Below are 19,491 nucleotides of genomic sequence, written 5' to 3'. Positions count from 1 at the left end.
ATTACCTGTTTACAAATAGTCCAGTTTTACTCATCTATTTTCAGATCAACGCTATCTTGTTGTGCCTCTTTTTTCAGTTCACGTGCATAAAAGAAATAGCCAGTGCACCAATAAATAGCCAATATCAATGGAACAAAATAGCCTTGTAAACATTGCCAAATAAATGAAAATGCATAAGTAAAGACAGGTGCATCAATAGAGCTGTTAGAAATAAGTTGGTTGTTTGGAATATCAATCGCCTTAGTGGCTAAGCCTAAATCGGTAATCATTGGCGCAAATTGCGTTCCGACAAACAGAAAAAATGGCACACCGATGATAGCTAAAATCACCATTCTTAATGTATTGCCTTTGGTTAAAATATAAGCTGGCACAACCAGTGCGATATTAATAATGCCGGCAAATGGTAAGATTTTATTGCCGGGTAAAATTACTGCCCAAATTAAGGTAATAGGAATGGCGACAATTAAAGTAAACCAGATTTCACTTGCTCCACCCATAAACGGCCAATCAAGACCAACAAACAGTTTACGACCGGCAAAGCGTTTATTCATATAATCGCTGATCGCTTCGGATATCGGGGATAGCGCCTGCATAAATAATTTTGAGATCATCGGGAACAGCATTAAAGCGGTCGCCGCTTGTACTCCTAGCATTAAAATGGCCGCCACATCATAACCAGCAATAATCCCAAAAATGACACCTAATAAAAATCCGATTACGTGATTTTCAGCAAATACCCCTAGTTTAGAACGCAAGGTTGCTGCATCCATTGGCTTATTCAAAGCGGGGATTTTGCGTAATAGAAGATCAAAAGGATAATAAATGGCACTGAAAAATAGCATTCGGTGCGTACAAGTTACGCCCGGAATACCGGTTAACTTTTCGATTCGATGCTGATTAATATCACCGGAATTGAGCTCTAAAATAATTTGCAACGTTGCAACAACAAAAGCCAATATCAGCGCAATTATTCCGCCCACAAGTGGCGTTGCTACGGCAACAACAATAAAGGCAGTAAAAATTTTACCCCATACATTCCATAAATCAGCATTAAACGTATCGGTCTTTTTCAATACCAACATTAAGATATTGACGCCAACTTGCAGGGGAAACATTAAAAAAGCATATGGCCAAGCCCACGAAACATTTGCCATTGTTGTCCAACCACCGTCAACAATACTGAGTTCAATGCCGGTTCGCTCCATCATGGTTTGTGCAGCAGCGCCTATTGCGCCGACCATAAAACCAATCAGCATACTCATTCCAACAAACGCAACACCTAAAGTAATAGCGGCCGATGCCCCGTCTCGAAATTTCATACGTACAATTAAGCCCGCAATGAGCATTATGATAGGCACAAATACCGGTGCACCTAAATTCAAAATATAATTTATAACTGTTCCAAGAAAGTCCATAATTACACTCCTATTTGCAGGCATCGATAATTTTTTGCAGTTCTGCATCCATATTTATTCCGGTTAAAAAAGCAATGCCATTAATAACCGGGATAGGATATGTTTTCTCAATTTTGGTAATGGCAATGTATGCCGCACTGTTTTTAATGTGAGAATCAACCGACTTAAGATCGACAACTTCCACTTTAATATCATTAAGATTTCTCTCTTTTAATAAGCGTGTCACTTTACTTGCAACCGTTTGTGATGTGGCCACTCCACTCCCACATGCAACAATAACCTTTTTCATAATGCCTCCTTATAAATGGATATTTGACGTCAATAAGTTAAAAACTTCATGTTCTGTTTTTGCCTGGTATAGTGCCTCTAAAAAACATGAATTTACCAAGCTGGACATCAATTTTTGTAATAAATCAATATGTCCATCTTTTTGGTTAAATCCCAATAGAAAGATAAAATTAGCATCTAAAACATGATCATTATTTGCCATTTCACACCAAGGGATTGTTCCTTTCACTCGAGTAAAGAAAATGAATGGTCTAATAACATGTTCGATATCGGTATGTGGCATTGCCACCACATAAGGTTTGGTCGGTAAAGCGGTCGGAAATAAAGACTCTCGGTGTTTAATCGCTTCTAAGAATGTTGGATTAACATAACCACCACGTTGTAGAATTGAAAAAGTAAAATCAAAAAATTGATTTGAATTTTGGAAGTCTCTATCTAACACAATCAGATCGTTACAAAACAGCTGGTTATTAGATTCATTTTCCATTTCATCCTCCATCATTATGTCGTTAGTCTTTTTTAAATCGGGCTGATTTTGATGACTAACTCATACAGTAATTATTTGATGTCATTGATTTTAGGAAATTAAAACAGCGCAGACTATTGGATTTGATACCAAAAAATATCCATAAAATTGCACATCATAGGGATAAAAGTTATCGCTTGAAAAATGCGGGAAATATCTGAGAATAGTTATACCAAGTTAGATAGTTAGGCAATTGTGATTCTGCTATTAGCAATTTAATAGACAGAATCACAATAAGTATTGAAGGTTATTTAATTTTTGAAAGAGTGAATTGGTGCCGGGATTCGTCCACCACGATGAATGAAATCAAATGAACAGAATTTACTCACCGGCATCACAGGAGCATGACCGAGTAATCCACCAAACTCAATATTATCACCCACCTTTAATCCCACAGCCGGAATAATCCGCACAGCAGTGGTTTTGTGGTTAATGACACCGATTGCCGCTTCATCAGCAATAATAGCAGAAATCGTTTCAGCGGAGGTATCACCCGGTATGGCTATCATATCAAGACCAACTGAACACACACAGGTCATGGCTTCGAGTTTTTCCAAATTAAGTGCCCCGCAATTAACCGCATCAATCATGCCAGCATCTTCGGAGACGGGTATAAAGGCGCCACTTAAACCACCAACATGACCACACGCCATTACGCCACCTTTTTTAACGGCATCATTTAACATTGCCAAAGCTGCCGTTGTGCCATGTGTGCCGACAACTTCCAGTCCCATTTCTTCTAAAATATGCGCAACCGAATCACCAATTGCCGGCGTCGGTGCGAGCGATAAATCTACGATACCAAATTTCACACCTAAGCGCTCTGATGCTTCTTTTCCAACTAATTGCCCCATACGGGTAATTTTAAATGCAGTTTTTTTAATCGTTTCGGCAACCACATCAAAAGGTTTACCTTTTACTTTCTCAAGCGCACGTTTAACAACGCCTGGGCCACTAACGCCAACATTAATCACACAATCGGCTTCGCCAACACCATGAAACGCACCGGCCATAAAAGGATTGTCTTCAACTGCATTGGCAAATACCACTAATTTTGCACATGCCATACTGCTATTATCAGCAGTTAACTCTGCCGCTTGTTTGATAATTTGCCCCATTTGCTTAACCGCATCCATATTGATACCGGTTTGGGTTGAGCCAACATTGACCGATGCACACACACGCTCAGTTTGCGCCAGTGCTTGCGGAATGGATTTAATTAAAATCTCATCACCTTTATGGTAGCCTTTTTGTACCAAGGCAGAAAATCCACCAATAAAATTAACGCCAACCGCTTTAGCTGCGCTATCAAGGGTTTTAGCAAAGGCAACATAATCTTTGTCATCGCTGGCACCGGCAATTAATGACATCGGCGTCACTGAGATACGTTTATTGATAATAGGAATACCAAATTCGGAAGTAATTTGATCCCCAACTTTGACAAGATCTTTAGCCAATGTGGTTATTTTGTCATAAATTTTTTGACGCGCTTTCTCACCATTACTATCGATACAATCAAGGAGAGAAATTCCCATGGTTATTGTGCGGATATCAAGTTTTTCTTCCTCAATCATTTTAATTGTTTCGAGGATCTGTTTTGTTTCCATTAGTCCTATCCTTAAATAAGAAATGTAGAATTAGAATTGAAATTACAAACGATGCATAGCATCGAAAATCTCTTCTCGTTGAATATTGACTTTTACCTTGAGTCTATCACCTGTTTGCGTTAATGAAGTTTTCACTTCATCAAACGAGACTTTTATTTTGGATAAATCAAGCAACATAATCATGGTAAAATATTCATCCATAATCGTTTGGCTCACATCTAAGATATTAATATCTAATTCAAACAGCTTTTGACTAATTCCGGCAATTATTCCGGTTTGATCTTTTCCTATAACAGTTAAAATCGTTTTCATCACATACTCCGCACAAAATTCACACAATTAAAAGATATTTATTGAGTTGATTATAATAACATCTTCAAAAATTATCGAAATAGGAGTAGATTGTTTTTTTCAACAAAAATAAAAATATTATTAGCATAAATTGAAAGGGCGAAGTTATGATAAATTTCCAAAAATCCAATAAATTGGATCATGTCTGTTACGACATCCGTGGACCTATCTTAGATCATGCAAAACGACTTGAAGAAGAAGGTCAAACTATCCTTAAACTCAATATTGGAAACCCCGCCCCTTTTGGTTTTGCCGCCCCTGATGAACTATTGGTTGATGTCATTCGTAATCTACCTTCTTCGCAAGGCTATTGCGATTCAAAAGGGCTTTACTCAGCTCGTAAAGCCATTATGCAACACTATCAAGCAAGAGGGATCACCAATCTTGATGTTGAAGATATCTATATCGGTAATGGCGTGTCTGAACTGATTGTGCAATCCATGCAAGCACTGCTCAATAGCGGGGATGAAATTTTAGTACCAATGCCCGATTATCCATTATGGACAGCGGCAGTTAGTTTATCCGGTGGCAATGCCGTTCATTATGTATGTGACGAAGAGGCTAACTGGTCACCGGATTTAGAGGATATAAAACGTAAAATCACGCCAAAAACCAAAGGGATTGTGATCATTAATCCTAATAACCCAACTGGCGCCGTGTATAGCAAAGAAGTGTTACTTGAAATTGCCGAAATTGCTCGCCAACATAATTTGCTTATTTTTGCCGACGAGATTTACGATAAGATTTTATACGATGATGCCGTTCATCATTCGATTGCCGCCCTTGCTCCTGACCTATTTGTTGTTACCATGAGCGGCTTATCAAAAACTTATCGTGTCGCTGGCTTTAGACAAGGTTGGATGGCGCTTTGTGGGCCTAAACAGCATGTAAAAGGCTATATTGAAGGGTTAAATATGCTCGCCTCGATGCGTTTATGCGCTAATGTGCCATTACAACATGCTATTCAAGGTGCATTAGGCGGATATCAAAGCATAAATGAATTTATTGTGCCCGGTGGCCGTTTATATGATCAATGTATGTTAGCTTGGCGGTTGTTAAATGAGATTCCGGGCGTTTCATGCACCAGACCACAAGGTGCTTTATACCTGTTTCCAAAGCTGGATCAACAAAAGTTTAATATTCACAATGACCAAAAGTTAGTATTAGACTTTTTATTACAAGAAAAAGTATTGTTAGTGCAAGGCAGCGGCTTTAATTGGCACAAACCCGATCATGTAAGAATTGTTGCACTGCCACATACCGGTGATCTTGAAGATGCCATTAACCGCTTTGGTAACTTTCTATCTAGTTATAAGCAATAATTAGATACAAATAAAAAAAGCGCCAAAATTGGCGCTTTTTATTTAACCAGTAATGTGAATTAATTATCTTTTTAATTCAGCTAATTTATTACGGATATTTTGTGCACGTTTAGATGAAGATGGATGGCTACTTAAAATTGATGATTCACCGCCACCTAATTTATCAAATGCTGTTGCAAGACCAGCTGGATTAATTTTTCTTTTGATTAAATAATCAAATGAGAAGTTATCCGCGTCTTGTTCTTGAGCTTGTGAGAATTGAGCATTGATCACTTTTTCTGCTAATTTACCAATACTTGATTTAGATAATTTAGCAACTGCTGCATTACCTGATGCTGCTGCTGCATCACGAGCAATTTCTGTAGCATAAGCAACTTGAATTGCTTTTTTACTGTGACCTAAAGCTACGTGGCCTAATTCATGACCTAAAACACCTTCGATTTCGTTGTCATTCATCATATCCATTAGACCGCTGTAAACACGTACACAGCCGTTAGCCATTGCCCATGCGTTAACATCTTTAGTAATATATACTTTATAGTTAACTGGTGTACCGTTTATATTATTACCAAGAGCTTTGGCAATTTTATTTAAACGTTTAGCGTAAGCACTTTTAGCTGGAGCAATTTTTGATTGAGCATCCATTTGTGCACATGATTTTTGGCTTAATGCTTTCACATCATTATCACTGAGTGTTGCCGCTTTCAAACCTTTCATGCCAAGACTAGTTAAATCGTTAGTACTCATGTTTTTACAACCAGCTAACGACATAGCTGCAACTAAAGGTAGTGCAACAAGCAAAGTTTTTTGATGTTTTTTCATATTCTTTTCCTTATATTAACAAATTTTACTTTTTTCTAACTTAAAGCTAGATTTTTTGAATTTTAACGCAAATTTAATAATAATCAACAAATAATTACTTGCTTAGTCATTATTAGCACTTTAGACTAGTGCCTCATTTTTTAAGGAACACAAATATGCAACTGTCAGATTTTGATTTTACACTCCCAAAAGAACTGATTGCAAAATACCCATCAGAAACAAGAAGCTCATGCCGATTATTATCACTTAACAGCCGTACAGGTCATATTGAAGATAAAGTATTTACTGATATCACTGATTACATCAATCAAGGAGATTTACTTATTTTTAATAACACAAAAGTGATTCCGGCTCGAATATATGGAAAAAAAGCATCGGGTGGAAAAATTGAAATATTGATTGAGCGTTTATTAGAAGATAATCGAGCTCTTGCACATATAAAAGCATCTAAATCACCTAAAGCAGGTGCTGAACTCATTTTAGGTGAGGAAAATAATATTAGTGTTACCATGCTTGCTCGCCATGATACTTTATTCGAATTACAGTTTCCGGATGATGTACTTAAAATTTTAAATGAAATTGGACACATCCCTTTACCACCTTACATAGATCGACCTGATGAGGATCAAGATCGTGAGGTATACCAAACTGTTTATAGTAAAGTACCTGGTGCAGTTGCTGCGCCAACAGCAGGTCTTCATTTCGATGAACCTTTATTAGAAAAGCTTAAAAACAAAGGTGTCGAAATGGAATTTGTAACGCTGCATGTCGGTGCAGGCACATTTCAACCAGTAAGAGTTGAAAATATAGAAACGCATATCATGCATGCTGAATATGCAGAAGTACCAGAATCAGTTGTGAAAGCAGTTTTAGAATGCAAAGCCCGAGGAAATAAGGTCATTGCTGTCGGTACAACATCAGTCAGAGCGTTGGAAAGTGCAGCAAAACAATCTGGCAAAATTGCACCTTTTTTTGATGATACTCAGATATTTATTTATCCAGGTTTTGATTTTAAAGTAATTGATGCACTTATTACTAATTTTCATTTACCTGAATCCACTTTAATAATGTTAGTTTCTGCATTTGCTGGCTATGAAAATACTATGCGAGCTTATCAACATGCAGTAAACGAAAAATATCACTTTTTTAGTTATGGTGATGCCATGCTAATTACTAAATAAGTTATAGCCAATTAAATTTTACCTAAATTTAATTGGCAAAATATAAAAATACTAATAATGCTTTAACTTGTTAGTGATGTTATTGATACGATTTATATTAGTTGGATGCGATGTTGGTTGATTTTTAGCATGAATTGGCATTTTTGTTAGCATATTAACCAATCCTTTGGGATCTATTTTTTCCTTAACTAATAAATCAAAAGCATAATTATCTGCTTCAACCTCATATTGATGGGAAATTTCTTCTTTTACCATAATCACTATTTCATTAGATTTATCAGTAATCTCAATATAAGGCGCTTGTCTAAATAAACTTATTCCATGTTTTAGTGCAATGTGAGCCTGTTCATGAGCAATAACAGCTTGTAACTCATCATCTTCAAGTAATTTCATCAATCCACTATTTATTCGAATACAGCCATTAGCTGTAGACCAAGCATTAGGTTGACTATCAAGATAAACTTTGTAACTTAATTCAATATTATTTATTTTTCTAGGTAACTTATTGGTAAGATTAGATAATCTCTTACTAAGAAAATGATAATCGGGTGCAACAATTGCCTTCTTATCATTTTCAATGCAAGCTTGTTGACTAATAGCTAATATATCAGAGTCAGATAATGCTTTAATTCGTTCAGATGAAATGATAGTTGGCTGTATTTGATTTTGACATCCAACTAACATTACGACAAATAAGAAAATAATATATTTCAAAAGCTCAAAGATCCTTATAGATATTGTCTATTTAGGTTCAGCACGATAAACTACGCACCGCAAAAATAATACGATAACGTATTATATCAATAATTAGCGCCAAACTGTTTATTTGGTCGCAAGAGGTTAACACAAAAAAATGAAATTTGAACTAGATAATACTGACGGCTTAGCTCGTCGTGGACGAATGAAGTTCGATCGTCGTGGTGTTGAATATACAGTTGAAACACCCGCATTTATGCCAGTTGGCACTTATGGTACCGTCAAAGGTATGACCCCAGAAGAAGTCGCTGCAACAGGTGCACAAATTTTATTGGGTAATACTTTCCATTTATGGTTAAGACCTGGACAAGAAATTATGCGTAAACACGGTGATTTGCATGATTTTATGCAGTGGCCAGGCCCGATTTTAACCGACTCTGGAGGATTCCAAGTTTTTAGTCTTGGTGATATTCGAAAAATTAAAGAAGAAGGCGTCTATTTCCGTAATCCTATCAATGGTGATTCAATCTTTTTATCACCTGAAATTTCAATGGAAATTCAATATGATCTTGGTTCTGATATCGTGATGATTTTTGATGAATGTGCACCATTTCCTGCCGAGTGGGACTATGTCAAAAAATCGATGGAAATGTCTTTACGATGGGCAAAACGTAGTCGCCAACGTTTTGACGAATTGGGCAATAAAAATGCCCTATTTGGTATAGTACAAGGTGGTATACATCAAGAGTTACGTGATATCTCAATTAAAGGATTAACCGAAATTGGTTTTGACGGCTATGCAGTCGGTGGATTAGCTGTTGGCGAACCTAAAGCCGATATGCATCGAATCTTAGAGGGCACCTGTCCACAGTTACCTGCTGATAAACCACGTTATTTAATGGGTGTAGGCAAGCCAGAAGATTTAGTTGAAGGCGTTCGTCGTGGTATTGATATGTTTGATTGCGTGATGCCAACTCGTAACGCACGTAACGGGCATCTATTTGTTACTAATGGGGTCATTAAAATACGTAATGCCAAATATAAAGATGACACCACACCGCTTGATCCTGAGTGTGATTGTTATACCTGTAAAAATTACACGAAATCGTATCTTCATCATTTAGATAAATGTGGCGAAATATTAGGGGCAAGGCTCAATACCATTCATAATTTACGTTATTATCAACGCTTAATGGCTGAAATTCGTGATGCGGTTGCCAATCAACGTTACGAAGCATTTGTCGTCGAGTTTTACCAAAGAATTGGCAAAACCCCCGCTCCTTTCACAAAATAAAAATTATCATTATAATTTTTAGGGGTAACTATTGACACATCGAGGTTAGCGCAGTATTATGCGCATCCTAACGGCGAGTAGCGCAGCTTGGTAGCGCAACTGGTTTGGGACCAGTGGGTCGGAGGTTCGAATCCTCTCTCGCCGACCAATTTTAAATAAAAAAGCCTGCTCATTGAGTAGGCTTTTTTATTATCTCTTTTATTATTTTTTATTACAAACTGGCTCGTGATTTTATGATCGGTAAAAGCTCCGTGCTTTCCAATTTAATTGGCTTCCCATTTTTTAATTTATTTAGCAATAACGTCGCTGTGTATTCGCCAATTTGTTTAGACGGTATTGCAACAGTGGTTAACGGCGGAAAGCAAACTTCACTAAACTCATTATCACCAAAACCGCTGACGGCCAATTGATAAGGAACGCGAATATGTCGCCGTTGACACTCATATAGCACACCGCAAGCCAATTCGTCGGTAGTACAAATTAACGCATCAACCTCAGACCAGTTTAACAAAATATCGGCAAGCAACTGTGCGCCGGTACTAAAGTTCGCTGGTTTGGCGGCATGAATGATACGATGAGTCGGCAAGTGATAATTGAGCATCGCTTTATGCCAACCATGTAAACGCTGTTGAAATAGATGATATTGCTGATTTGCACAAAGTAAGGCAATATTTCGATACCCTTTATTAATCACATGCTCTGTTAATTTATACATCGCTAAACTATCATCAAAGCCAACATCAACATCGATTGATTCATCATATTTTTTACCGATATTCATTACGGTGATTGTTTTATTTTGAACAATTTTTTTTATCAGCTCATCATTTTCAACATAAAACAGCAAGACAGCTTCAAGATTATGGCTATAAAGTGTCTCTAACAGTTGGGACTCTTGTTTATGGTAATGATAAGATTCAATGATAAGTGTGGTATACCCCTCTTTAGCTAACTGTGTCTGTAGCGAATCAAGCAATATTCTTACCGAATAATCATAAATTCGAGTGGTAATAACGGCAATCACTCGATTGGCGCTGGCTGATGCTAATAAACTGGCGGCGACATTCGGCTTGTAGCCCAATGTCTCAACAGCTAATTGAATTTTATGTCGAAGCTTATCTGATACCCTTTCCGGCGTGCGTAAAGCCCGAGAGACCGTCATTGTTCCCACGCCAGCATATTTAGCAACATCAAATAAAGTAATCTGCCCTGTATTTCGACGTTTTTTAGTATCCTGCATCTTTCATCCCGATTGAATTTGATTTATATATTCATTTACGCATACAATTTTTGCTGTAAAGATATTAAAAAACAGAAGATTACTCAATAATCATCTACAATGCATCAAGCAGTTTATAGCTAAATTGTGACTTTTTTCTAATTCTAGTATGTCAAAGCGGAATAGTTTAGAATTAATACATTAAAAATGTTATCTATGTCACACAATCGAAAAAAAATTTTCTAACTTTGATAGCGCTATCACATTTCTGACAATTTTTGATTTCTATTATTACTTAATATGATAATTTTCTAACAGATTATCAAAATGATTAACGGTCTTAATGGAGGTAAAATGTTAGGTACATGGTTAACTAATGAAACAGTCAATGTTGTTGATTCAGTCGAAGATTGGCAAGAAGCGATAACACTTTGTGCTGAGCCATTATTAAAGAATAAAACAATTACATCAGATTATATTAAGGCTATTTTTGAACTACACAAATCAATAGGTCCTTATTATGTTTTGGCACCCGGAATTGCAATGCCTCATGCAAGGCCAGAACAAGGCGTAAACCAATTAGGCCTATCGATGTTACTGGTTAAACAAGGCGTTAAATTTAATTCCGAAGAAAACGATCCAGTCTATTTAATCACTCTATTAGCCGCTAACGATAGTACCAGCCATATCGAAATGTTAACTCAATTGGCGGTACTGTTTGGCGAATCTGACGATATCCAGAAAATTTTCAATGCGCAAAATCGTGATGAAATTTTGGCGGTTATCAAACAATATTAATTTCCAACGTATAAGTAAAAGGATAAACAATATGAAAATTATGGCAGTTTGTGGCTCAGGACTTGGTAGTAGTTTTATGGTAGAAATGAATATCAAAAAAGTACTCAAAAAACTAAACATTGATGCAGAAGTCACTCACGCTGATCTAGCTTCAGCAACACCCGATCAAGCTGATTTGTTCGTGATGACAAAAGATCTCGCTACCAGCTCAGGAATTCCAACTGAAAAATTAGTAGTATTAAATAATATTATTGATATCAACGATTTGGAAAAGAAACTCGTTGAACATTTTGCCAAAAACTAAGCAAACTTTGAGGTGTTACTATGATTCAGGAAATAGTAAAATTTATTGTTGATATCCTAAAAGTTCCAGCGGTACTTGTTGGTTTAATCGCAATGGTAGGATTATTGGCTCAACGTAAATCGTTTGCCGATACGGTTAAAGGAACCATTAAAACTATTTTAGGCTTTTTGGTATTAGGCGGTGGTGCAACAGTGCTTATCAGTGCCATTACCCCTTTAGGCTTAATGTTTGAACAAGCATTTAAACTACAAGGAATTGTTCCCAACAATGAAGCTATTGTTTCAATGGCATTAAATGAGTATGGCACAGCAACTGCTTTAATTATGGCGTTTGGCATGATTGCAAATATTATCGTTGCCCGATTTACTCGTTTAAAATACATCTTTCTAACTGGCCATCATACTTTTTATATGGCTTGTATGATTAGTATTATTTTAACTGTCTCAGGGTTTAAAGATTGGCAATTGGTCTTTACAGGTGCATTAGTTTTAGGGCTTATTATGGCGTTTTTTCCCGCTTTAGCTCAACCACAAATGCGCAAAATTACTGGTAATGACGATGTCGCATTTGGTCACTTTGGTACGCTAGGTTATGTCTTAGCTGGTTGGCTTGGAATGGCAGTTGGTAAAGGATCTCGTTCAACCGAAGAGATGAATTTGCCAAAAAACTTAAGCTTCTTACGTGACAGTTCAATTTCAATCTCGTTAACCATGATGATTATCTACCTTATTTTAGCTGTATTTGCCGGTTCAAATTATGTTGAAAGCAATCTTAGCAATGGTGATAATTATTTAGTTTATGCCATCATTGAAGCGATTACTTTTGCAGCGGGTGTCTTTATCATATTGCAAGGCGTACGTTTAATTCTTGCCGAGATTGTCCCTGCATTTACAGGATTTTCAGAAAAATTAGTCCCGAATGCCAAACCAGCTTTAGATTGTCCTGTCGTATTTCCTTATGCCCCTAATGCCGTATTAATTGGCTTTTTATTCAGCTTTTTAGGTGGATTAGTCGGATTATTTGTCCTAGGTCAACTTAACGCCGTACTGATTTTACCGGGCGTGGTTCCACATTTCTTCTGTGGTGCAACTGCTGGTGTATTTGGTAATGCAATGGGGGGACGTCGAGGCGCAATGCTTGGCGCATTTGCTAATGGTTTATTAGTGACATTCTTACCTGTGGTATTATTACCTGTGTTAGGATCACTTGGTTTTGCCAATACAACGTTTTCTGATGTCGATTTTTGTGGTGTAGGCATTTTACTTGGTAATATGGCAAAATGGTTTAATAAAGATGTTATCATGATGATTATTGTTGGTATCTTCGCTTTATTAGTTGTGTATAACTATGTAGCTAAACCGAAAAGCGATATCCATAATGATTAATAGATAATATTGTATCGATTAAAATCCATCTAATTTGCCAGACTAATCAGTCTGGCAATTTTATAAAAATAGTCATTGTATAGTTGTTTTTTAAAGGAATAAAAAATGGATGATAACCAACAAAATAAAATTTATGTCACTGAAGATATTTATCTAAAAACCGCAACGGCTCATTATGCCAATATCACATTATTGATTCAAATCGTATTTTGTTCAGTCAATTTATGGCATGGCCAAACAAATGCGAGTCAGATACGGCTAACTTTTTAGCAGATTGTTTTAATAAACATCAACGAGATGAAACTAAAACCTATGTTATTTTAAATAATAACATACCAGTTGGATTACTTTCCTTTAACCACATTGATAAAAGCAATAAAACAGCTTATATAGGCTATTGGCTAGATAGCAAAGCACAAGGAAAGGGTATTATTACACAAGCTATCCAAGCACTCACACATTATTATGCGATAAAAAACTTATTAAACGTTTTGTCATTAAATGTTCTGTCACTAATTTAAAAAGTAATCAAGTCGCTAAGCGTTGTGGTTTTGATTATGAAGGAACACTTAAACAAGCAGAATATCTTAATGGCAACTATTATGATCAAAATATTTATAGCTTAATTTCAAGTTATATCTAAGTTTAAAAAAATAAACCGACAATAGTCGGTTTATTGAATGTATTTATTAAGGAATATATTTCAATTGATGATATAACCATACACAATTAATGCAGTTATAACGATTAAAGTTCCACAAGCAATAACGTATTGTGTTTTGACACGATATTTTTTCATTTCACCAAGCGAAAGCTCTTTATTATGATTTTTTCTGTGATAATAGTAGTACAAAGGTAAGCCTATTAATGTCAAACAGATTGAAGCAATACCGTTTACAGTTTGATAAATCAACATACCATAAATAACATAAGCTGCTCCGCTTATAGCCACAATGGGAATAATAGGATAACCGATAACTTTATAAGGCCTAGGTACGTCAGCATATTTTTTTCTGGCAATAATCACACCAACAAAAGTAAGTAGATAAAATACCCAAATCGCAAACATTGAAATCTCAGATAACCGATCAGCATCTAGTAATATTGAATACAAAAATGAAAAAATGACCAAAACAATAATGGCATTAACCGGAGAACGGCTATCTTCATCAATAGTACTTAAAAAACGTGCTCCAATAATTGTACCTCGTTCCGCCATACTAAACATAGTTCGCGATAACGTCATGATATAACCATTGATACCGCCTAAAATTGAAACCATAATGCCAACTGCAACTAAATTACCACCTAAATGTCCAAACATTCGTTGTGAAGCCACCGCAGATGCATCGTGTCCAAGCGTAACCATCTCTTTTACAGGAAATATTTTGAATAATGCAATATTAATACAGGCATAAACTATTACTAAAAATATAATGCCGAGAATAATGGCTTTGGGTAACACTCTTGATGGATTACGAATTTCACCAGCAACGGACGCTACTTGCGCCCAACCATCATAAGCAAACAAGGTTGCCAATATTGCTACTGCAAATGGCGCAGTAGTTTCAATTCCTTGGCCGCTTGAACTAAATAATGCAACTTGACCATTACCTTTCCATAATCCAAATATTGCTAACAACAAAATTGGAATGAGTTTACAAAAAGTAGCGATGGTTTGCAGATATCCAGCTTGTTTAACCCCTATTGAATTGATACATGCAATGAACCCCAAAACCCCAGCACTAACCGCCAATCGATAAGAATCATTGATATCAAATAATAAACAACAAACTGAGCTAAAATATCCTACCAATGCGCCTACTAATGATGGCGCAAATAAAACGGTTATCATCCAACCATATAGATGTGAAACTTTTGCACCATAAATCTTTTCTAAATAAACCAACATGCCACCTGTTTTCGGGAACATAACGCCCAATTCACAGAGTGTTAAACCACCACAAATAGAAAAAGCACCACCGATTATCCAAGCTAACAATGCAAAATTATAATCCCCAGCTACTTCTAGTACCGCTGGCGGTTTCATAAAGGCACCAGCCCCTAAAACCATTCCAACAACTAGTGATAGTGCAGAAAGTAAACCCAAATCTTTCCGCAAATTATTCTCTAAATTGTGCTCAGACATAAACAACCCCTTAAATCTATCAATTAAGCAAGCAAAATTGGCTTATGATAGGGTTTTATTTATAAAACACAAGAAAGATTATTCTTAATCTAAAAAAAGTCATACAAATTATAAAATAGTTAACATTCTGTTTAATAAAAAAGTCAGCATAAAGCTGACTGTTAACAATTCAATGATAATTATTATTTTTTCTTCATTTTCATATCGATAACCATACGACCACGAATTTTACCCGCTTTCATTTCATCAATCATATTATTGATATCTTCAAATGGGCGTTTTTCAACTATTGGCACAACTTTACCTTCAGCACTAAAACGAAATGCTTCGGCTAAATCTTCACGTGTACCAACTAGCGAACCTAAAACTTGAATACCATCTAAAACTGTCTTAGGAATACTTAAATCCATTGTTTCAGAAGGAAGACCTAATGCAACAACACGACCTAATGGACGAACAGAACCTATAGCCTGATTAAATGCAGTTTTAGTAACTGAAGTTACAACTGCACCATGAACACCACCACCTGTATGCTCTTTAATATAGGCACCAACATCTTCCACCTTTTTAGGATTAACAACTAAATCAGCACCAAGTTTTTTACACAATTCTAACTGGCTATCACTGTTACTAATAGCAACAACTTTGTTATTAAAAACATTCTTACCATATTCAATAGCCAACGTTCCAAGACCACCAATTCCAAATACTGCGAGCCATTGACCTGGTTTAGTATCAGCTACCTTAATTCCTTTATAAGTGGTAACCCCCGCACAAGTTACACTTGTTGCTTGAGCTGGATCTAATCCATCAGGGACTTTTACCGCATAATCAGCTTTAACAATACATTGCTCAGCCATACCGCCATCAACAGTATAACCAGAATTTAATGCACTACGACAAAATGTTTCGTTACCGGAAATACAATATTCACAAGTACCACAACCTGCATGGAACCATGCAATACTGACACGATCACCAACTTTCAAGCTTTTTACATCAGGCGCAATTTTAGTCACGATACCGACACCTTCATGACCAATTACACGACCAGGTTTTTTACCGAAATCTCCAGCTGCAACATGAAGATCGGTATGACAAAGTCCACAATATTCAACCTCAACTAAAGCTTCCCCTGCTTCTAAAGGGCGTACAGGGATATCTTTAATTTCAACTTGACCATCGCACTCTTGTCTAATAACTGCAGCTTTCATTTGTTTCTCCTAGATAATTACAATTTAAAAACATAACTGCTTTTATTTTAGCCTATTTATTTAGAAAAAATATGCGCTATTTCACAATTATCAATAAAAATGAGAATTATTTTTAATTTATTGTGTATATGCGATATTTATCCTAAACATCTAAAAAAACTGGTGATCATAAAAATTCTACAAGTTAGCCTCGCGAGTAAATATATAACTAAAAGTAATATAAATATGCGATATCGGCATTTCTCAAATTTACTAAAAATTTTTATAGTTAAATCCTAAAAATTTTCATTGTTATAAATACCGAAAATATGGTGACAACAAGGAGCATACATGAAATTATTCAATATTAAACAAATATTTATTATAGGACTACTGTCAATTTTGTTGCCATTTTATTCGGTGGCGGATGAAAAAACACCACAACGAGGTGGAACACTAGTTGTCCATTATTCTGGAGAACAAAGGGTTCTTAACCCTGCTTTACGTGCATCAACGGGTGTATATGAAGTATCAGGAAAAGTAGTTGAATCATTAGTTGATCTCGATGCAGATGGCCAAATTGTTCCTGTTCTTGCTACATCATGGACTTCCTCACCAGATGGAAAAACAATAACATTCAAATTACGCGAAGGTGTCAAATGGCACGATGGTAAACCCTTTACATCACAAGATGTAAAATATAACGCATTAGAATTTTGGAAAAAAAGATTAAATTTCTCAACTGCATTACAACTTAATTTAACCTCTGTCGATACACCTGATGACCATACAGTGGTATTCAATTATTCTCGTCCAATGCCATTAGATTTACTATTAAGAGCTTTAGTTGATCTTGGCTATGTTGTTCCCAAACATTTGTACGAAGGTACCGATGTATTAAATAATCCTTATAACACCGCACCCGTAGGGACTGGGCCATTCAAGTTCGTTGAATATCAACGAGGACAACATATTATTGTTGAACGCAATCCTGATTATTGGCGAAAAGGATATCCTTATTTAGATAAAATAATCTGGCGCATTATTAACGATAACTCTTCAGCATCAGCTGCACTTGAAAGTGGACAAATTGATTTAAGTGCATACTCAAAATTAAGCCTTGCTGATATTAATCGATTCAAACAAAACTCAAAATTTGAGGTTTTAACAAAAGGTTCTCAAGCAAATATTTTCAATAATACTTTAGAATTTAACTTCCGCAATCCGATCATTGCTAACCTAAACGTTCGCAAAGCAATTGTTCAATCACTCGATATTCCTTTCTTCATCGATGACTTTTTATACGGATTTGGTAAGCCTGCAACCGGTATTATTCCATCATCAAACGTTTTTTACCCTAAAGACAGTAAAATTGTTTACCCTTTTGATAGAGAAAAAGCTGAACAATTATTAGATGAAGCGGGTTATCCACGAAAAGCTGACGGCACTCGTTTTACCTTAAAATTAGTCCATATTAATAATGGTGAAGATGTTCCACTTTTTGCAACATTTATCCAACAATCTTTAGCTGAAATCGGCATTAATGTGGTTATCGTTAATCTCGACACTGCTGGCGCTTTAAATGCCGTTTATAAACTCCACGATTTTGATATTGCTACAGGGTGGCACCAATATAGAGGCGATCCAGCAGTTTCGACAACTGTTTGGTTACGTTCTGGCAGTCCTGAAGGAGCACCTTGGACAAATCAATATGGCTGGAAATCAGATGCTGTCGACCAATTAATCGATAGTGCCGCAACTGAAATAGATCCAGTCAAACGTAAAGCACTTTATGGTCAACTAGTTGATGTCGTGAATACTGAACTACCACTCTGGTTCGCAACAGAACGTGAATTCATCTCAGTGATTAATAACAAAGTACACAATCATCATAATACAGCACGTTGGCCATCAAGTAGTTGGTTTGATGTATGGATAGAACACTAAGTTAAGGTGAAATGATGACGCATATACTGACTTTAGCACTTAGACGATTATTAACCACGATTCCAGCACTGGTTATCATACTAATTGCGCTATTTTTATTATTACAATTGGCGCCTGGCGATACAGTGGATGCTTTACTTGCCCAAATTGGTGGTGCCGAGTCAAGCGTTATTGATGAAATGCGTCATCAATATGAACTTGACCAATCAACAAGTTCACGATTAATCAACTATTTATGGCGATTAGTTCATTTAGATTTGGGGCAATCTGCAATATATAATAAGCCAGTTAGCCATATGATCTTAGAACGTTTACCGGCTACATTACTATTGATGGTTTGCGCAATGTTCTTAGCGTTTACCTTCGGTACAATCCTTGGCATTTTATCCGCTCAAAAAGTGAACCGCTGGCAAGATACATTAATTTCAATATTGGGACTAATATTTTATTCAACACCTTCATTTTGGTTAGCTCTCATGGGAATTGTCTTCTTCTCAATTTATTTGAATTGGTTACCACCTAGTGGGTTTGGCAGTATCGGCGAATCATTAACGGGTATTTCAGCATTTTTTGATATTGCATGGTATTTAATCTTGCCAACTACCACCCTAGCTTTAGTTTATCTAGCAATCTATTTACGCATTATGCGCGCTTCATTACTTGAAGTATCGACCTTAGACTTTGTTAAAACTTCTAAAGCAAAAGGATTAAGTAGCCGCCAGATACTGGTTAATCACATACTACGTAACGCCATGTTACCAATGATAACACTAATCGGTCTACAAGCAGGCACCATGTTAGGCGGTTCGGTGGTTATTGAAACCATTTTTGCCATTCCTGGATTAGGACGACTTGCCTATGATTCTGTAGTACAAAGAGATCTAAACACTTTACTTGGCGTAGTATTTGTTTCAGCAATACTCGTTATCATTATTAATTTTATTGTCGATATGCTTTACGCAAAGCTCGATCCACGCATTACAGGACATTAATG

The 19,491-nt window shown here is 36.3% G+C and carries 20 protein-coding genes and 1 tRNA gene; 11 read left to right on the top strand and 10 right to left on the bottom strand.

Annotation, left to right across the window (positions count from 1 at the left end; all coding sequences use genetic code 11):
* Positions 1 to 26: 26 nt before the first annotated feature.
* The 5 genes from GYM76_RS01145 to GYM76_RS01125 all read right to left on the bottom strand — a co-directional run bounded on the left by GYM76_RS01145 (position 27) and on the right by GYM76_RS01125 (position 4,148).
* Positions 27 to 1,415, bottom strand: coding sequence for a PTS galactitol transporter subunit IIC (locus tag GYM76_RS01145; RefSeq protein WP_220225606.1), 1,389 nt, complete (start codon positions 1,413 to 1,415; stop codon positions 27 to 29).
* A 10-nt stretch (positions 1,416 to 1,425) separates the two neighbouring features.
* On the bottom strand, positions 1,426 to 1,704 hold the full coding sequence (locus GYM76_RS01140; RefSeq protein ID WP_220218834.1) for a PTS sugar transporter subunit IIB: 279 nt from the start codon (positions 1,702 to 1,704) through the stop codon (positions 1,426 to 1,428).
* Between the two features lie 9 nt (positions 1,705 to 1,713).
* Entirely contained in the window at positions 1,714 to 2,190 is a 477-nt protein-coding gene (locus GYM76_RS01135) for a PTS sugar transporter subunit IIA (RefSeq protein ID WP_220225605.1), read from the bottom strand.
* A 290-nt stretch (positions 2,191 to 2,480) separates the two neighbouring features.
* Positions 2,481 to 3,836 carry a PFL family protein gene (locus GYM76_RS01130; protein ID WP_220225604.1) on the bottom strand — a complete coding sequence of 452 codons (1,356 nt, stop codon included), beginning with the start codon at positions 3,834 to 3,836 and terminating at the stop codon, positions 2,481 to 2,483.
* A gap of 42 nt (positions 3,837 to 3,878) precedes the next feature.
* Positions 3,879 to 4,148, bottom strand: a complete 270-nt coding sequence (locus GYM76_RS01125; RefSeq protein WP_065562050.1) for an ACT domain-containing protein — start codon at positions 4,146 to 4,148, stop codon at positions 3,879 to 3,881.
* 146 nt (positions 4,149 to 4,294) lie between these two features.
* Between GYM76_RS01125 and GYM76_RS01120 the strand changes: the two genes are divergently transcribed.
* Positions 4,295 to 5,509 carry a pyridoxal phosphate-dependent aminotransferase gene (locus GYM76_RS01120; RefSeq protein WP_220225603.1) on the top strand — a complete coding sequence of 405 codons (1,215 nt, stop codon included), beginning with the start codon at positions 4,295 to 4,297 and terminating at the stop codon, positions 5,507 to 5,509.
* A gap of 63 nt (positions 5,510 to 5,572) precedes the next feature.
* On the opposite strand, the gene GYM76_RS01115 is transcribed toward GYM76_RS01120, so the two are convergent.
* A complete protein-coding gene (locus tag GYM76_RS01115; protein ID WP_065562048.1) occupies positions 5,573 to 6,331 on the bottom strand; it encodes a M48 family metalloprotease in 759 nt (252 codons plus the stop codon).
* 155 nt (positions 6,332 to 6,486) lie between these two features.
* Here GYM76_RS01115 and queA point away from each other — a divergent pair, with 155 nt between their 5' ends.
* On the top strand, positions 6,487 to 7,512 hold the full coding sequence (queA, locus tag GYM76_RS01110; protein WP_065562047.1) for a tRNA preQ1(34) S-adenosylmethionine ribosyltransferase-isomerase QueA: 1,026 nt from the start codon (positions 6,487 to 6,489) through the stop codon (positions 7,510 to 7,512).
* Positions 7,513 to 7,563: 51 nt separating this feature from the next.
* Here the strand turns inward: queA and GYM76_RS01105 are convergent, their stop codons facing one another.
* Entirely contained in the window at positions 7,564 to 8,226 is a 663-nt protein-coding gene (locus tag GYM76_RS01105; protein ID WP_220225602.1) for a M48 family metalloprotease, read from the bottom strand.
* A 139-nt stretch (positions 8,227 to 8,365) separates the two neighbouring features.
* Here GYM76_RS01105 and tgt point away from each other — a divergent pair, with 139 nt between their 5' ends.
* Both tgt and GYM76_RS01095 read left to right on the top strand, forming a co-directional pair.
* Positions 8,366 to 9,502: a tRNA guanosine(34) transglycosylase Tgt gene (gene tgt, locus GYM76_RS01100; protein WP_220225601.1), complete on the top strand. Its 1,137-nt coding sequence runs from the start codon at positions 8,366 to 8,368 to the stop codon at positions 9,500 to 9,502.
* A gap of 71 nt (positions 9,503 to 9,573) precedes the next feature.
* A tRNA-Pro gene (locus tag GYM76_RS01095) sits at positions 9,574 to 9,650 on the top strand.
* Between the two features lie 63 nt (positions 9,651 to 9,713).
* Here GYM76_RS01095 and GYM76_RS01090 read toward each other — a convergent pair.
* Positions 9,714 to 10,742 (bottom strand): LacI family DNA-binding transcriptional regulator, encoded by a 1,029-nt coding sequence (locus GYM76_RS01090; protein ID WP_220225600.1) that lies wholly within the window; start codon positions 10,740 to 10,742, stop codon positions 9,714 to 9,716.
* 333 nt (positions 10,743 to 11,075) lie between these two features.
* On the opposite strand from GYM76_RS01090, the gene GYM76_RS01085 reads away from it, so the two are divergent.
* From GYM76_RS01085 to GYM76_RS01065, 5 genes are all read left to right on the top strand, one after another.
* Positions 11,076 to 11,519 (top strand): PTS sugar transporter subunit IIA, encoded by a 444-nt coding sequence (locus GYM76_RS01085; RefSeq protein ID WP_220225599.1) that lies wholly within the window; start codon positions 11,076 to 11,078, stop codon positions 11,517 to 11,519.
* A gap of 31 nt (positions 11,520 to 11,550) precedes the next feature.
* A complete protein-coding gene (locus tag GYM76_RS01080; protein ID WP_065562042.1) occupies positions 11,551 to 11,823 on the top strand; it encodes a PTS sugar transporter subunit IIB in 273 nt (90 codons plus the stop codon).
* Between the two features lie 20 nt (positions 11,824 to 11,843).
* Positions 11,844 to 13,208 (top strand): PTS ascorbate transporter subunit IIC, encoded by a 1,365-nt coding sequence (locus GYM76_RS01075; RefSeq protein ID WP_065562041.1) that lies wholly within the window; start codon positions 11,844 to 11,846, stop codon positions 13,206 to 13,208.
* Positions 13,209 to 13,313: 105 nt separating this feature from the next.
* Positions 13,314 to 13,478, top strand: a complete 165-nt coding sequence (locus GYM76_RS01070; RefSeq protein ID WP_220225598.1) for a hypothetical protein — start codon at positions 13,314 to 13,316, stop codon at positions 13,476 to 13,478.
* On the top strand, positions 13,433 to 13,729 hold the full coding sequence (locus tag GYM76_RS01065; RefSeq protein ID WP_220225597.1) for a GNAT family N-acetyltransferase: 297 nt from the start codon (positions 13,433 to 13,435) through the stop codon (positions 13,727 to 13,729). The genes GYM76_RS01070 and GYM76_RS01065 overlap by 46 nt, the downstream gene beginning before the upstream one ends.
* A gap of 182 nt (positions 13,730 to 13,911) precedes the next feature.
* Here the strand turns inward: GYM76_RS01065 and GYM76_RS01060 are convergent, their stop codons facing one another.
* Both GYM76_RS01060 and adhP read right to left on the bottom strand, forming a co-directional pair.
* Positions 13,912 to 15,357: an APC family permease gene (locus tag GYM76_RS01060; RefSeq protein WP_220225596.1), complete on the bottom strand. Its 1,446-nt coding sequence runs from the start codon at positions 15,355 to 15,357 to the stop codon at positions 13,912 to 13,914.
* Positions 15,358 to 15,539: 182 nt separating this feature from the next.
* Entirely contained in the window at positions 15,540 to 16,571 is a 1,032-nt protein-coding gene (gene adhP, locus GYM76_RS01055; RefSeq protein ID WP_065735054.1) for an alcohol dehydrogenase AdhP, read from the bottom strand.
* 330 nt (positions 16,572 to 16,901) lie between these two features.
* Between adhP and GYM76_RS01050 the strand changes: the two genes are divergently transcribed.
* Together GYM76_RS01050 and GYM76_RS01045 are read left to right on the top strand one after the other, a co-directional pair.
* On the top strand, positions 16,902 to 18,497 hold the full coding sequence (locus tag GYM76_RS01050; protein ID WP_220225595.1) for an ABC transporter substrate-binding protein: 1,596 nt from the start codon (positions 16,902 to 16,904) through the stop codon (positions 18,495 to 18,497).
* Positions 18,498 to 18,511: 14 nt separating this feature from the next.
* On the top strand, positions 18,512 to 19,489 hold the full coding sequence (locus tag GYM76_RS01045; RefSeq protein ID WP_220225594.1) for an ABC transporter permease: 978 nt from the start codon (positions 18,512 to 18,514) through the stop codon (positions 19,487 to 19,489).
* The last annotated feature ends 2 nt before the right edge of the window (positions 19,490 to 19,491 follow it).

It is taken from the genome of Gilliamella sp. ESL0443 (assembly GCF_019469165.1).
Classification (GTDB): domain Bacteria; phylum Pseudomonadota; class Gammaproteobacteria; order Enterobacterales; family Orbaceae; genus Gilliamella; species Gilliamella apicola_E.
Note: the sequence above shows the minus strand (reverse complement) of the source record. Positions and strands in the feature narration are given on the sequence as shown.

Bases quoted from the DNA above. Each gene is read 5' to 3' on its own strand.
- GYM76_RS01115 (WP_065562048.1), bottom strand. From the start codon at position 6,331: ATGAAAAAACATCAAAAAACTTTGCTTGTTGCACTACCTTTAGTTGCA.
- GYM76_RS01090 (WP_220225600.1), bottom strand. From the start codon at position 10,742: ATGCAGGATACTAAAAAACGTCGAAATACAGGGCAGATTACTTTATTT.
- GYM76_RS01140 (WP_220218834.1), bottom strand. From the start codon at position 1,704: ATGAAAAAGGTTATTGTTGCATGTGGGAGTGGAGTGGCCACATCACAA.
- adhP (WP_065735054.1), bottom strand. From the start codon at position 16,571: ATGAAAGCTGCAGTTATTAGACAAGAGTGCGATGGTCAAGTTGAAATT.
- GYM76_RS01050 (WP_220225595.1), top strand. From the start codon at position 16,902: ATGAAATTATTCAATATTAAACAAATATTTATTATAGGACTACTGTCA.
- queA (WP_065562047.1), top strand. From the start codon at position 6,487: ATGCAACTGTCAGATTTTGATTTTACACTCCCAAAAGAACTGATTGCA.
- GYM76_RS01075 (WP_065562041.1), top strand. From the start codon at position 11,844: ATGATTCAGGAAATAGTAAAATTTATTGTTGATATCCTAAAAGTTCCA.
- GYM76_RS01130 (WP_220225604.1), bottom strand. From the start codon at position 3,836: ATGGAAACAAAACAGATCCTCGAAACAATTAAAATGATTGAGGAAGAA.
- GYM76_RS01065 (WP_220225597.1), top strand. From the start codon at position 13,433: ATGGCATGGCCAAACAAATGCGAGTCAGATACGGCTAACTTTTTAGCA.
- GYM76_RS01125 (WP_065562050.1), bottom strand. From the start codon at position 4,148: ATGAAAACGATTTTAACTGTTATAGGAAAAGATCAAACCGGAATAATT.
- GYM76_RS01060 (WP_220225596.1), bottom strand. From the start codon at position 15,357: ATGTCTGAGCACAATTTAGAGAATAATTTGCGGAAAGATTTGGGTTTA.
- tgt (WP_220225601.1), top strand. From the start codon at position 8,366: ATGAAATTTGAACTAGATAATACTGACGGCTTAGCTCGTCGTGGACGA.
- GYM76_RS01120 (WP_220225603.1), top strand. From the start codon at position 4,295: ATGATAAATTTCCAAAAATCCAATAAATTGGATCATGTCTGTTACGAC.
- GYM76_RS01070 (WP_220225598.1), top strand. From the start codon at position 13,314: ATGGATGATAACCAACAAAATAAAATTTATGTCACTGAAGATATTTAT.
- GYM76_RS01080 (WP_065562042.1), top strand. From the start codon at position 11,551: ATGAAAATTATGGCAGTTTGTGGCTCAGGACTTGGTAGTAGTTTTATG.
- GYM76_RS01045 (WP_220225594.1), top strand. From the start codon at position 18,512: ATGACGCATATACTGACTTTAGCACTTAGACGATTATTAACCACGATT.
- GYM76_RS01085 (WP_220225599.1), top strand. From the start codon at position 11,076: ATGTTAGGTACATGGTTAACTAATGAAACAGTCAATGTTGTTGATTCA.
- GYM76_RS01135 (WP_220225605.1), bottom strand. From the start codon at position 2,190: ATGGAAAATGAATCTAATAACCAGCTGTTTTGTAACGATCTGATTGTG.
- GYM76_RS01145 (WP_220225606.1), bottom strand. From the start codon at position 1,415: ATGGACTTTCTTGGAACAGTTATAAATTATATTTTGAATTTAGGTGCA.